At 38.2% G+C, this 13,417-nt stretch carries 12 protein-coding genes; 5 read left to right on the forward strand and 7 right to left on the reverse strand.

The genetic code is table 11. The features are described from left to right. The first annotated feature begins 212 nt into the window (after window positions 1-212). The 4 genes from yidC to IRB43_RS06825 all read left to right on the forward strand — a co-directional run bounded on the left by yidC (window position 213) and on the right by IRB43_RS06825 (window position 4,933). A complete protein-coding gene (gene yidC / locus IRB43_RS06810) occupies window positions 213-974 on the forward strand; it encodes a membrane protein insertase YidC (RefSeq protein ID WP_481748120.1) in 762 nt (253 codons plus the stop codon). 239 nt (window positions 975-1,213) lie between these two features. Next, a complete protein-coding gene (locus IRB43_RS06815) occupies window positions 1,214-2,929 on the forward strand; it encodes a methyl-accepting chemotaxis protein (protein ID WP_203362689.1) in 1,716 nt (571 codons plus the stop codon). Window positions 2,930-3,095: 166 nt separating this feature from the next. After that, the gene (locus tag IRB43_RS06820; protein WP_203362690.1) at window positions 3,096-3,746 is read left to right on the forward strand and encodes a 5-bromo-4-chloroindolyl phosphate hydrolysis family protein; all 651 of its coding nucleotides are present in this window, start codon (window positions 3,096-3,098) and stop codon (window positions 3,744-3,746) included. A 2-nt stretch (window positions 3,747-3,748) separates the two neighbouring features. Beyond that, window positions 3,749-4,933, forward strand: a complete 1,185-nt coding sequence (locus IRB43_RS06825) for a toxic anion resistance protein (protein ID WP_203362691.1) — start codon at window positions 3,749-3,751, stop codon at window positions 4,931-4,933. A 51-nt stretch (window positions 4,934-4,984) separates the two neighbouring features. Here the strand turns inward: IRB43_RS06825 and brnQ are convergent, their stop codons facing one another. The 6 genes from brnQ to IRB43_RS06855 form a co-directional block, all read right to left on the reverse strand. Continuing rightward, a complete protein-coding gene (brnQ, locus tag IRB43_RS06830; protein ID WP_203362692.1) occupies window positions 4,985-6,280 on the reverse strand; it encodes a branched-chain amino acid transport system II carrier protein in 1,296 nt (431 codons plus the stop codon). A gap of 211 nt (window positions 6,281-6,491) precedes the next feature. Then, a complete protein-coding gene (locus IRB43_RS06835) occupies window positions 6,492-8,411 on the reverse strand; it encodes a vWA domain-containing protein (RefSeq protein ID WP_203362693.1) in 1,920 nt (639 codons plus the stop codon). 9 nt (window positions 8,412-8,420) lie between these two features. Next, window positions 8,421-9,236 carry an ATP-binding protein gene (locus IRB43_RS06840; protein ID WP_481748123.1) on the reverse strand — a complete coding sequence of 272 codons (816 nt, stop codon included), beginning with the start codon at window positions 9,234-9,236 and terminating at the stop codon, window positions 8,421-8,423. Between the two features lie 158 nt (window positions 9,237-9,394). Continuing rightward, a complete protein-coding gene (locus IRB43_RS06845; protein ID WP_203362694.1) occupies window positions 9,395-9,826 on the reverse strand; it encodes a Rok-like winged helix domain-containing protein in 432 nt (143 codons plus the stop codon). Window positions 9,827-10,049: 223 nt separating this feature from the next. After that, window positions 10,050-10,253: a DUF6501 family protein gene (locus IRB43_RS06850; protein WP_203362695.1), complete on the reverse strand. Its 204-nt coding sequence runs from the start codon at window positions 10,251-10,253 to the stop codon at window positions 10,050-10,052. Window positions 10,254-10,272: 19 nt separating this feature from the next. Then, entirely contained in the window at window positions 10,273-11,709 is a 1,437-nt protein-coding gene (locus IRB43_RS06855; protein WP_203362696.1) for an NAD(P)H-hydrate dehydratase, read from the reverse strand. A gap of 219 nt (window positions 11,710-11,928) precedes the next feature. Between IRB43_RS06855 and sda the strand changes: the two genes are divergently transcribed. Next, the gene (sda, locus tag IRB43_RS06860; protein WP_203362697.1) at window positions 11,929-12,057 is read left to right on the forward strand and encodes a sporulation histidine kinase inhibitor Sda; all 129 of its coding nucleotides are present in this window, start codon (window positions 11,929-11,931) and stop codon (window positions 12,055-12,057) included. Between the two features lie 50 nt (window positions 12,058-12,107). Here sda and odhB read toward each other — a convergent pair whose 3' ends face one another. Further along, window positions 12,108-13,340: a 2-oxoglutarate dehydrogenase complex dihydrolipoyllysine-residue succinyltransferase gene (gene odhB / locus IRB43_RS06865; protein ID WP_203362698.1), complete on the reverse strand. Its 1,233-nt coding sequence runs from the start codon at window positions 13,338-13,340 to the stop codon at window positions 12,108-12,110. Window positions 13,341-13,417 lie beyond the last annotated feature (77 nt).

A 13,417-nucleotide genomic window follows, 5' to 3' on the forward strand; every position in this document is an offset into this window, starting at 1 on the left:
ATTATATAAAAAACAAACGAGAAACAGCTAGTGTTTTTTGAATTTTGAATGTTTGAACTCCCTAGTATTTTAGGATATACTCTTTTTAGTCTTGGCTTTGTTAAATAATGATACTCATGCTTATGAGGCAAAAATTTTAATACGATCACTTTAACATCGCCTTAATCTTAAAAGCATTTTGCTTGTCGTTTGGGCAAATAGGAGGAAACACGTTGAAAAAATCATCTATTCTCGTATCTTTAATGGCCGCCGTTGTATTTATTTTATCAGGCTGCCAAAGTGCTGAACAGGAAGGACACTTTTTTCATGATTATTTAGTGAACCCTTTTGTACAGCTAATTCATACGCTAGGTCAATTTTTAGGTAACTATGGATTTGCTATTATCGTGATTACGTTAGCTGTTCGTTTAATTCTATTACCACTGATGCTTAATTCAATGAAAAAACAGCAAATTATGAGAGAAAAAATGGAAGTCGTTAAACCAGAAATGGACAAAATTCAAAAACGGCTAAAAGAGGCAAAAACTCCAGAGGAGCAAAGAAAAATTCAGCAAGAAATGATGCTATTGTATCAGCAGCACAATATTAACCCATTTGCGATGGGATGTTTACCTATCTTCATTCAAATGCCGATTTGGATGGGACTATACTATGCAATCCGCATTTCAGAAGATATTCAAACAGCTAACTTTCTATGGTTTAAATTAGGCCAGCCCGATATTGCTATGGCGTTAATCGCCGGGGTTATGTACTTCTTCCAATTCCGAGTTTCTATGATCAATGTACCTGAGCAGCAAAAACAACAAATGAAAATGATTGGCATGCTTTCTCCGATCATGATCTTAGTCTTTTCCTTCTCTACTCCTGCCGCCCTTCCGCTTTATTGGGCAGTAAGTGGACTATTCCTTATCGGACAAACATGGTTAAGCAAAAAATGGTATTCTACTCATCCAGTGAAAGAAAACAATCAGTAAAAACGGGGAGCCTATGTAGCTCCCTGTTTTTATTATGTAGGCTAAGTCCAAATGGCTATTTTCTCCATCTTTGTATTCAATATTATTTCAAAAATCTCTTATTTAATTGAATTTTTACAATAGAGGGCTTGTCTTTTATAGTTCTTTTAGTACAATTACCTTCAATAAGACTTTTTACTTATTAAAAAACGATGTTTCGATTATTTTATCTATTTTATTGGTTTTTAGGAGGGTATTTTATGCTAAAAAAGATGAGGCCAAGAGCAACCAATAGCATTCTTGCTCAATTTGGAACAGATTCAACGGTTCAAGGGCGTTTTTATCAGACACTGTCTTATAATCATTTCAACGAAGAAGATTTTTTTAGAATTGAAGAAATATATGAAAAATTAGCTCCTTTAGAGTCGGAAATGCTAGAGCTATTTGAAATTTACCTCACCAATTGCCGTGAGCCGCATTCGAAGGACATTCCACAGCAGGAAATTACTAACTACATTCGTCATTTCTTTACAAAAAAACGGGATGTTGACTATGTCAATAGTGCGCTATCCTTTTTCTATTTATTAAGAAATAGCAACTACAACTTAGGTAAATTAATCGTTATGTTTAATCAGTTTAATTTTTATGTCATCACCAACACTCTTCACTTCCTGGGGTTAAAACCAACCACTTGTATTTTATATATGCACTCCATCCAAAAAGCTGTCAACATCGATCAGGAGTTGCTGACGGAATGTTTCTCAGAACAAATGATGGAGCAAGTCGTTCAAGAAATCGGACAATTGATGGATGAAACAACAAAAATTATGTTTATTAAAGATTTAGTTCAACTATTAGACAATCAAAATGCACAAGTACAAACCTCTACTGTGGCCACGGATGAAATGAGAGCCTCCATTAATGCCGTTGCTCAGTCTGCTTCCACTGTGTCTGAAAAAACAGGAATATTAGTGGATCGAACAAATTATAGTCATCAAGTGATTTCTGAAGCATTAGATGAAATTTTTAATACAGAAGCAACCTTTTCAGAGATTGTTGATAAGTTTTCCCGTCTGCAATCCTATGTGGCTACCATTGAAAGTGTTGTACAATTAATTAATGATATTGCCGATCAAACAAATTTACTTGCCTTAAATGCATCTATTGAAGCCGCGCGGGCAGGAGATCATGGGAAAGGATTCGCCATCGTCGCACAAGAAGTACGAAAACTGGCGGAAAATACGGTGCAATCTTTACAAAAAGTCAATGAGAACGTTACAAACTTAAAATCGTTTTCACAAGATGTTTCCGTTTCTATCGGTGATACCGCCTCTGTTATTAAAAAAGCTGTATTTGAAGCAAAAGATTCTTTACCGCTGTTAACAGAAATTGTCGAAACCATCAGTGAAATTAACGAAGATATTAATAGTACAGCAGCTGTAACAGAGGAGCAAGCCGCTACGATGGATGAAATGTCTAATCAAATGCAACAAATTGCTATTATGACTGACGAAATTCGTTCTTTAGGAGATGATACTGGAGCTGCCATCCATGGGCTTGGAAAGCAAATGAATGCCTTCCGTTTAAATATTATTGAAAAGAATACGATTGTTTTATCCACAAAAGCATTATTGATGCTGTCTAAAACAGACCATTACATTTGGAAATGGAGAATTTACAATATGTTTCTCGGCTTAGAGGATATCAATCCTCAGGAAATATCTTCTCACATGGAGTGCCGACTTGGAAAATGGTATTATGATCCGCAAATTCAGCAGCGTTTTAGCCAATTTGACAGCTATAAAAAACTAGAAGCTGTCCATAAAGTGGTGCATGAGCAAGCGAAAGAAGCTGCGATCTTCTACCAGCAAAATCAATTGCAACAAGCCGAGGAAGCATTAGTACGATTAGAAGCCGCTTCGAATCAAGTAGTTGGTTATATTGATGAAATTTTATCTACTTTGCCAGGAAGATAAATAATGAGCAGAAGCCTGATAGCTTCTGCTTTTTATTTGCATATATGTCCTATTCAATTTAAAGTAAAAGGAAAGACTTTTTTTCGTAAAAAAATGCGACAAAATGAAACTTTTTTAGTCATTGATGCGTAGAACAAGTAAAAACCCTAAATGGAGTGAATCGCATATGAGAAACGCCAACTTTATTTTATGGCGTGCATTAGTATCCATCCCTATTGCAGCAGGATGGGGAGCACTCGCCTTTAACCAGTGGGGCTTTTCTCCCCTCATTACCAGCATCACGAGTTTTATATTAGGAGCTGTTTCGTTCTATAGTTTAGGACGCTTCGCTGATGCACGCTTGTACAAAAAATACGGACTCTCCCGGAAAGAATATTACTATATCCTTGATAATTTAAAAGAAGCGCATGGAAAATTAAGCCGGCTTCAAAAAGGATTTATTAAAGTACGAAGCATTAGTTCCTTTAAACAAATGATTGAGCTCAACCGGTTAGTGCGGCGAATTTTTTCGATCGTCAAGAAAGAGCCGCAACGCTTCTATGAAGCAGAGACTTTTTTCTATTCCCATCTGGATTCTGTCGTAGAGCTATCTGAAAAATACGCCGCTTTGAATAGTCATAAAATAAAAAATGAATCGGTCAAACAGTCGCTTATTGAAACACAGGACACGTTAGATGATTTAACGAAAATATTAGAAAATGATTTGCATAAAGTGCTAGCAAAAGACATTGAACATTTAACATTTGAACTCGATGTCGCCAAACACTCATTAAAAAAACGGAATTTAATCGAACCAAACGATAAAAGGAGAGTTTAATGATGACTAACGAAGGAAATGCAACACAGCCTATGATCTATAAAGACCCTGTCAATGAACTGGATGATTTGCTTGCGAGTCCTTTTGGAGAAAGCTTCGTTCAACCTGCCGCTTCGCCTGCTCCAACGAATGGACAAGCAGAGAAAAGACTTATTGATGTGCTTCCTGAAGAGCATCAGCAAAAAGCGAAAGAATTGGCCCAACAAATTGATCCGACAAATCATCAAGCGATTATTAGCTACGGAACTTCCGCCCAGTCTAAATTATCCAGCTTTTCTCACTCGATGCTCGATCATGTACAGCAAAAAGACATCGGAAGCATCGGCGACATTTTAAGTGATTTAATGAAACGTCTGCAAGAAGTTAATCCAGATGAATTGCAGCCAGAAAAGAAAAATATGTTTAGCCGGCTATTTAATCGAGTGTCAAATTCCATCCAAGAAATTTTGTCTAAATATCAAAAGGTTGGAAGTCAAATTGACCGAATCAGTATTAAATTAGATCATTCTAAACAGTTGCTACTTGAGGATATCGTTATGCTTGAACAGCTATATGATAAAAATAAAGAATACTTTCAAGCATTGAACATTTTTATCGCGGCTGGAGAACTAAAGCTTGAAGAACTGCAAAAGGAAACAATCCCAGCTCTTCGTCAAAAAGCAGAACAATCCGGGGATCAAATGGCTTACCAAGATGTCAATGATATGGTGCAATTTGCAGATCGCTTGGAAAAACGGCTTCATGATTTAAAATTAAGCCGGCAAATCACTATTCAAAGCGCTCCTCAAATACGAATGATTCAAAATATGAATCAAGCATTAGCTGAAAAAATTCAGTCATCCATTTTGACAGCGATCCCATTATGGAAAAATCAAATCGCCATCGCTTTAACGCTCGTTCGTCAAAAAAAAGCGATGGAATCACAAAAGCAAGTTTCGCAAACAACGAATGAATTATTATTAAAAAATGCAGAAATGCTAAAAACAAACACGATCGAAACCGCTAAAGAAAATGAACGCGGTCTTGTCGATATTGAAACATTAAAGAAAACACAATCAAATTTAATCTCTACATTAGAAGAAACGATGCGTATCCAACAAGAAGGCCGAACAAAGCGTCAACAAGCTGAACAAGAACTAGCGGCGATGGAAAATGAATTAAAGCAAAAGTTACTGCATTTAAAATAAAGAATTTGCTACGTGTAACAAACATAAAAACGGTGGGCTCCCCCACCGTTTTTATGTTCTATCTCCTAAATAACTAACGAGCCAACCTACTGTTCCTCCAACAATCGCCGGAAGCAACCAGCCTAAGCCGGATGAAAAGAAAGGCACCCAAGAAATCGCTTGATGTAACACCTCTATTTTTAGTTCAAATGCTGTTAACCCATCATTTAAACTAAAAATGGCAGTCATCGCCACTGCTCCTACATATAAGCCTTTATTAGCAGGAACTAACAATGTAATAAATGATAAAAGAACTAATACTATCGCAAATGGATAAATCATAATTAACACTGGGCCAGAGATGTTAATGATTTGCGTCAGTCCTAAATTGGCAATCACAAAACTAATCACAATTAATAATCGCACAAAATTTTTATAAGAAATAGCTGACCAGCGCTCATGAAAATACTGGGCACAGGCAGAAGTTAAACCAATACAAGTCGTCAAACAGGCTAACGCCACGATGGTCCCAAGCAACACTTGTCCTCCATCACCGAATAATAAGTAGGCAGCGTCAGTTAATAGCGCCCCTCCATTATCATAGTCACCCTTTGTCGTCATTTTCGTTCCGATCCAACCGATAGAAATATAGACTGTTGCCAAACCGATGCCGGCAATGACTCCAGCCGTAATCGTTGCTTTTATTTGACTTGCCCGATCGGTTATTCCCCGATCAGCAAATGCTGTAATCACAACGATCCCAAACGCTAACGCCGCGATCGTATCCATCGTTAAATATCCCTCTATAAAGCCGGTGATAAATGGAGACTCAGCATACTTGCTTGTAGGATCAGTGAGCGGAGCATCTAACTTAAAGAATGCGGCCACACATAAAGCGGCAATCGACAGCAGCAAAGCAGGTGTAAGCCACTGGCCGATACGATCCACCAGCTTCGATGGATTTAAACTAAGCAAATAGACGATCAGAAAGAAAATCGCCATAAATATAAAAAGCGATCCTTTACTCGCTGTAGTCAAAAACGGTTGCGCTCCCATTTCATAGGCAACACTGGCTCCTCTCGGAATACCGAAAAATGGACCGATGGCTAAATATACAATGATAGCAAAAATAAGACCAAATAACGGATGTACGCGACTTCCAATGGAAGCAACACCGCCTTTAGCAAACGAAATCGCTACAACCGAAAGAATAGGCAAGCTAACTCCAGTTAGAACAAATCCAATAATAGCTGGCCAAAAAGAGCGGCCGGCTTCCATTCCTAAAAAAGGAGGAAAAATTAAATTTCCTGCTCCAAAGAAAAGAGCAAACAGCATAAGTCCCGTGAACAATATGTCTTTTTTCTTCATAAAATCTCCTCTCAAGCTGGCAGCAAGTAAGCGCTTTCCTGATATTCTATCTATGTTCACTTGCGGCTAATTCCGAATAATATTCTACGCAATTTGGCGAACACTGTCAAATGAATTATTTGAATTTTTGTTATTGATAGATAATATATCAATTATAAAGATTGTTTATATTCAGAAAAAAAACTAAAAGGAAGAAGACTCCCTCCTCCCTTTAGTTGATACTTTTATATAATAATTTTTTCAAAATCGGGAACAAGATAGCTGGAAGTTCATCAATCGCAGAGACAAATAAACTATATTTTCCATACATATTTTGAATCGTTTTTCTTTGAGCTTCTTCTATCTCTTGATTCGCTAAAAACACATTAATGACTTCAATTCCTTGCTTTCTAGCTGATAATACCGCCTCGTGAGTATCGATAATACCATTGCGGTCATAATCATAGGCCGCTGGTTCTCCATCAGAAAAGACGAGCAAAAATTTCTGCTTCTCTCCCCGTTGAAGAAGTTTTTCCGTGATGACTCGAATAGCAAAACCGTCGCGATTGTCTTCTTCTGGCTGAAGCTGCAAAATTTCTGGGCCGCTTCTTGACAGTAAAGAAGTGCGGTAATTAATAACCGGCTGAAAATGGTTCGGCTGATAGGCATCTGTCGCCTCATTCGTGTCTTCCCAAAAACCAATGATTTCATGTGGCACTTTCACAGACTTTAATGCTTCGTGAAAAAGAACAATCCCTAGTTTCGTTTCCTCCATTTTATCTTGCATCGAAGCAGAACAATCCACTAATAATGTGAATACCGCATCAATTTCAGTGGAAGGTTCTTGTTTTTTATAAAATAAACGCGGCTGTTCTTCTAAGAAAAAACGCAATAATTTTTTATTTAAGCGGCCAGCTTGAAGATCACTTCTTGGTTGAACCTTTTTATGTTCTAACGTTTGTTCAATCATATGTGTTAATTTCTTTCGCAAAGGGGCAATCCGAGCTTGTTTTTCCTTATAGTCTTTTATATGGTCATAATGCGGTGGATGAATTACATCAAACACAGGCATAGCGAAACGGTTCTCTTTTCCGTACCTCGCTTCGTGCCCTCCTTTATGCCACTCTTTCTTCATTTGTTCCGCTTGAATGTCCGCAAAATCCGTTCTACTTGTCTTCTTTGCCGACCCTTGCACCATCCCTAGTGCCTGATCTCCTTCGTCTCCTTCTCTAGCCCCTTCTCCCATTAATTCCGTTTTAGACCCTTGCTCAAGATCAAATTGCAAAAAGCTTGTGCCTAGATCGCTCGTTTCACGATGCCACGTTCGAAACTCTTCATCTAAGATTTCTTCTTCACCCGTTTTCTTTTCTTCTAATGAATCGTCATTGGCTAACGGATCTTTCCTCTTTATGTCTTGAAATATTTCCTCATCATCGTTAAACCAGTTCGTTAAATCCGGCAAATGAACATATTCGTTCAGCATATCTTTTACCAACAGTTCATCAAGTACATCGAGCAGCAAAGTACAAACTTGAATAGTTTCTTTTGTCGATGTCGTCTCAAAAAAACGAAGGGCCGTTTGCAGGATAAAAGGCATAGCTGGATCTAATTCTTCATTTATCGAAGTAGGCTCTAGCGGTGCGTCCGCATTTAATAACAAAAATAAATAGTTAAATAAAGCATCGGTATGAAGACTTTTTACTATATTCACATTTAATTGAGTATGAAAGTATTGGCGTAAAATGCTTCTTCTAACAGCAAACACTTTCTTTGTACCCGGTCGCTCTCTTTTAATCAATTCCTCTATGCGTAAATCCTCTGCTAGCACAAATAATTGTTTAATAAACGAAGGAATCGTTGTTTTCGCTATCATCTGAACAAAGTGTTTCACATCATGTTCGTCCACATATTGAAAACTGCCAATCGCCCGCAACAATACGTCCGATTCATAGCCATTCCACGTATCACTTGCTGAGCGATGATTCCAAAAGTGACTCACATAGATCACGTTTTCTTTTTTATTCGCATAAGAATGCGGTCCATATTCTACTTCTATCTCCGGATTTTGAGTTAAAGTTTTGGCCAAATCCGACAACTGCATAAACAAAAAAGAATCGACGACTTCATCATTAAATTGGATAAATCTCTCCATGAAATCTCCTCATTCAAAAATAGTTTCTGCGATGTTTTTAACAGCAGCTTTCTCTCTTTCATCCTCTAATTTATCAATAATCGCTCGTTGAATCGCTCGTAATGGCGGCATATACACCGCTAAGTCACAAGTATCGATTAACGCTCTGACAGAAGCGGCTTCTTCCGATACTTGACCATTTCTTACTTGCACGATTAAATCCTGTGATAAAGCTGTGAACCGCTCAACCATCTTTGTATCGGTCAGACGACTTTCCGATAAAAGAATCGCTTTTAATGTATCACCTTTTACATAAGATACCTCAATGACGATAAAGCGATTTTTTAATGCTTCATTCATCGGAACGGTTCCAACATAGCCTTCATTAATCGCCGCAATGACTCCAAATGTAGGCTGTGCTTGAATCACTTCATTTGTAAATGGATTCGTAATGGTGCGGCGGTAATCTAACACACCATTTAAAATGGGTAACGTTTCTGGCTTGGCCATATTAATTTCATCAATATACAGCAAATGTCCCGTTTTCATCGCTTGAACGACGGGTCCAGGAACAAATTCAATATAATTTTTCCCATCCTTTTCGGAGATCGTTTTATAGCCTAGCATTGCTTCCGCATCAAGATCGATGGAGCAATTGATACTATGCATCGGTTGTGAAAACATGGCTGATAGTGTTTCCGCCAGCTTGGTCTTTCCAGAGCCTGTAGGACCTTTTAATAAAATATTTTTCCCCATCGATAAAGCAATCGCCGCATCAAATACTATTTCTTTTTCTTCTGGCTGATATCCTAATTGACCAATCAGATCTTTTTCCTGATCATTCATAAAGTGTTTCGCTCGCTCTTCTATCTGTTGTTGCACAACAGCAGGTAATTCTGTCATTATCACTAAGATCTTTCCTTTCTATTCATTTTCAAGCCTGCTTTCTATCATACCTTTCATTTCGGTTTCAGTAAAATAAAAAACTGATTGTAACGAAACAATCAGCCTTCATAATCGTATATGTATAATCCTCTTCCTAATTTACGCACACGTTGATTTTCACGTTCTAGTGCAACCATAAATGTCGTCATATTAGCAATTTTCTTTCCTGTATTCTCTTCAATTTGACGCTGTAATTCCACCCCTCGAATAGGTGTGTTTTGCGCTTTCAAAATAGAGATCGCTGCGTTTCTTAACTCATCCAGGTTTTCACTTCGTCGTCCTCTTTTTCTTTTATGAGGCAAACTGGTGATTTGCGTGATCGTCATAGTTTCTTTTGGCTTTCTCTCGTTACTGCTAGCAGCCATCGCGTCCAACTCTTTTAATCGCTGAAAAATGCTCTCTCGTTCGCGATTAAACTCACGAATAATCTTCAGTTCGGAATCGGCAAGTTGTTCTAATCTAATTTTCAATGCCACTCTCTCATCAAACACTTATACTCCCCCTAAGTAAATATAGAAACTATTTTATATGTATGTATGAATATATTTGAAGGATTATGATACTATAGTCCTCAAAAACACCCTTCCTTGCCCATAATCTTAACAAAAAAATACTAAAAATTCTAGTAAATATTTAAATTTATTAATTTGCACAATAATTTAAAAAAAGGTTGTACAAAAAGGAGATTTTCTCCCTTATATACAACCTTTTCTATTATACGTCTTTAAAATAATCTTTATAAAAACCAGAAATACTTCCTTTATTATCGACCACAAAATAAAATTCTTCTGTTTCATTTTTCACGTCGTATGTTTGACCAGCTGTTAAGCGATTATTGACCATATATTTTGCTGCATTCGTGTGTAGACATTCCACTTTCTTTACTGTTTCCCTTTTCGTCCATGTAAGATGATTCATAACTTCCTCCTTTGGCTATTCAACCTATAATCTTTTTCAACATGAACGGAAGTAAATGATCGATATCATGAGCAGCCATACTAGATGGGCCATTGTTTTCGATCCACGCATCCGCACAGGCTCCATGGAGATACACAGCATTAGCAACGGCTACTCGGTCGCTCTTTAACCGCAGCATACTTGCTAATAGCATTCCTGTCAATGCATCACCTGTTCCACCTTTAGCTAATGCTTCATTTCCGCTCATATTAATTATACCTGTCCCATCAGGAAAGGCAATTACTGAATATTGTCCTTTTAACACGATGGTTACTTGCTGTTCTCTAGCAAATTGAGAAGCGGCTTCTAGCCTGTTTTTTTGAACCTCTTTCACCGTTTGACCCATCATTCGTGCAAATTCTCCAGGATGAGGAGTCACAATGACATTCGCTTTTCGACCTGGTAAACAGTAATTTCTTTTTGAGAGCGCTCCAGCATCTAATATAAGCACCAGTTCTTCTTTTAAATAATGTTGAATGCATGCCTCTAGCTTATCTGTTGGCTCCAGCCCGCACCCGATCGCTACTCCATTAAAGGAAAGGTGCTTCTCTACGTTAGATTCGAAATGATATGTTGCTTCTGGTACATGGTGCGCAATAATCGCCGCTGCATAAGGAGTAGTATGGATCGTTAATTTTCCAATTCCCGTCCGCATAGCACCGATCGCTGCCAAAGCGGCACTACCAGGCATTGAATCACTTCCTGCAATTAATAGGCCATGTCCGAAGCTTCCTTTATGCGCATTTTGCAGTGTGTGCTTCCATGAAGTTTGAACATCCGTTGCCGTCCATATCTTCCATGAACTATTATGTGCTACACCAATATCAACAACATGTTTCTTCCCGAAAAACTCTGATGAAGGGAAAAGAAAGCTAGCTGGCTTATATCCATGTAACTGCAACGTATGGTCTGCCTGAAAAGTGGCTTCATCTACTTCTCCATGATCGCTGGATACACCCGTCGGCACATCAATCGCTAGTCGTATCGCCGACTGTTCATTAGCCCAAGAGACTAATTTTTTGATTTCAGAAGATAAAGGCAATTTTGTCCCGATCCCGAGAAGACCATCAATGATGACATCGTATTTCATCTTCTCGTTGAATTCACTGACTGTATAACCGAGATTTCTATAATAATTAAGATGCTGTTTGGCGGCCTGTGTGACTGGTTCACCCATTGGCAATAAAAGGTCGACATCCATGCCCGCTATTTGTAAGTACCTTGCTAAAACAATTCCGTCCCCGCCATTATTCCCTTTGCCGCATAAAATCGCTATGTTCTGCCTGCCATCTAACAACTGGGACACGACTCTGAAAAGTCCACCTCCTGCATTTTCCATCAATGTGAAGGTAGACATCCCCCCTCTCATCGCTTCTTGATCAATCGATTTGATTTGATCACTCGTATAGATATACATGGAATCACCTCATATTTACATAATTATTTTCATAGAAAATAAGATGAATATTGATCATCAATTAAGTCCTTTTTCACTCTTGATTTCTTCTTACATACTTTAGATGGATTTACAGTCATTATACTTTAAAATGCTAACAGAAACGTGTATAATACACTGCAAATAAAGAATATTCTTTATTTTTAGTTTTAAAGTAACCGATTACAAGGAGGATGTTTCATGAAAATTATGAGTAATGAAATGCTTGTCGCTGCTTATCGGGATGCAAAGAAAAAAGGCCAGGATCAGGAATGGATTCGCTTATTGGCAATAGAAGTGCAAAAACGGGGGTTAATGATCAATAAATAGTTTAGAAAAAGGTGTGCTAATTAAAGCACACCTTTACATAATTATCCGTATTAACCTTCTAATAAAAGATCTTCTGGATTTTCAATTAATTCTTTCACCGTTTTTAAGAAACCAACTGCTTCTTTTCCATCGATAATTCTGTGGTCATAAGATAGTGCCACATACATCATTGGACGGTTTTCAATCGTATCTTTATCGATCGCTACCGGACGAGTTTGGATGCTGTGCATACCAAGAATACCAGCTTGGCGGCCATTTAAAATTGGAGTAGACATTAATGAACCGAATACCCCACCATTTGTAATTGTAAATGATCCGCCTTGAAGATCGCTTAATGCTAATTTATTATCACGAGCTTTTAAAGCTAGACCTAAAATATCGCTCTCAATTTCAGCGAAGTTTTTGCGATCACAGTCGCGTACAACTGGTACAACTAAGCCGTCCTCAGTAGAAACCGCTACACCGATATCATAGTATTTTTTCAAAATAAATTCATTGCCATCAATTTCTGAATTCACATATGGGTATTTCTTCAATGCTGCTACGCAAGCTTTAGTGAAGAAGGACATAAATCCAAGACGAACTTCATGATCTTCAAAGAACTTATCTTTTTTGCGTTTACGAAGATCCATAATTGCGCTCATATCGATCTCATTGAACGTCGTCAACATTGCGGCTGTATGTTGAACGTCCACTAATGTTTTCGCAATTGTTTGACGGCGACGTGTCATACGAACGCGCTCTACTGGTTTGCCGTCATCTTGCTTAGGTGCTGCTGCTTGAGGTGCTTGGGCTACCGGTGCAGATGGTGCTGGTTGATTAGAGAATGAAGCTACATCTTGCTTACGAACACGGCCCATTGGATCAACTGTTGGTACTTCTGTTAAATCAATGCCTTTTTCACGAGCAAGCTTGCGTGCTGCTGGTGAAGCGATTGGGCGTTGTTTCGCTTCTTCTTGAGCAGCTTCAGCTTTCACTTCTTCTTGTTTTGCTTCTACTTGAGGTGCTACTTCAGCTGCAGGAGCTGGAGCACTTACAACTGCTGATCCACTTGCTTCTACGACAGCAATGACTTGACCTACTTCAACAGTGTCACCTTCTGCTGCTTTCAACTCTGTGATAACTCCTGCTTCTTCGGAAATAACTTCAACGTTGACTTTGTCTGTTTCTAATTCAACGATGAATTCCCCTTTTTCTACTTGATCTCCTGGTTGTTTTAACCATTGAGCAATGGTACCTTCTGAGATTGATTCTGCCAGCTCTGGAACTCTAATTTCAGCCACTTTCGTGTCCTCCTCTAATGTCTCATCAAATTTAAATGTAGTTTATTATTAGGAGTGAGCGGAATAAATTTCCCCAC

Origin of the sequence: Bacillus sp. REN10, assembly GCF_016820555.1 — a bacterium.
Lineage (GTDB): Bacteria > Bacillota > Bacilli > Bacillales > Domibacillaceae > Bacillus_CE.

Bases quoted from the DNA above. Each gene is read 5' to 3' on its own strand.
- brnQ (WP_203362692.1), bottom strand. From the start codon at position 6,280: ATGAAGAAAAAAGACATATTGTTCACGGGACTTATGCTGTTTGCTCTT.
- sda (WP_203362697.1), top strand. From the start codon at position 11,929: ATGAAAATTATGAGTAATGAAATGCTTGTCGCTGCTTATCGGGATGCA.
- IRB43_RS06820 (WP_203362690.1), top strand. From the start codon at position 3,096: ATGAGAAACGCCAACTTTATTTTATGGCGTGCATTAGTATCCATCCCT.
- IRB43_RS06850 (WP_203362695.1), bottom strand. From the start codon at position 10,253: ATGAATCATCTTACATGGACGAAAAGGGAAACAGTAAAGAAAGTGGAA.
- IRB43_RS06855 (WP_203362696.1), bottom strand. From the start codon at position 11,709: ATGTATATCTATACGAGTGATCAAATCAAATCGATTGATCAAGAAGCG.
- IRB43_RS06840 (WP_481748123.1), bottom strand. From the start codon at position 9,236: ATGAATGATCAGGAAAAAGATCTGATTGGTCAATTAGGATATCAGCCA.
- IRB43_RS06815 (WP_203362689.1), top strand. From the start codon at position 1,214: ATGCTAAAAAAGATGAGGCCAAGAGCAACCAATAGCATTCTTGCTCAA.
- IRB43_RS06835 (WP_203362693.1), bottom strand. From the start codon at position 8,411: ATGGAGAGATTTATCCAATTTAATGATGAAGTCGTCGATTCTTTTTTG.
- IRB43_RS06825 (WP_203362691.1), top strand. From the start codon at position 3,749: ATGACTAACGAAGGAAATGCAACACAGCCTATGATCTATAAAGACCCT.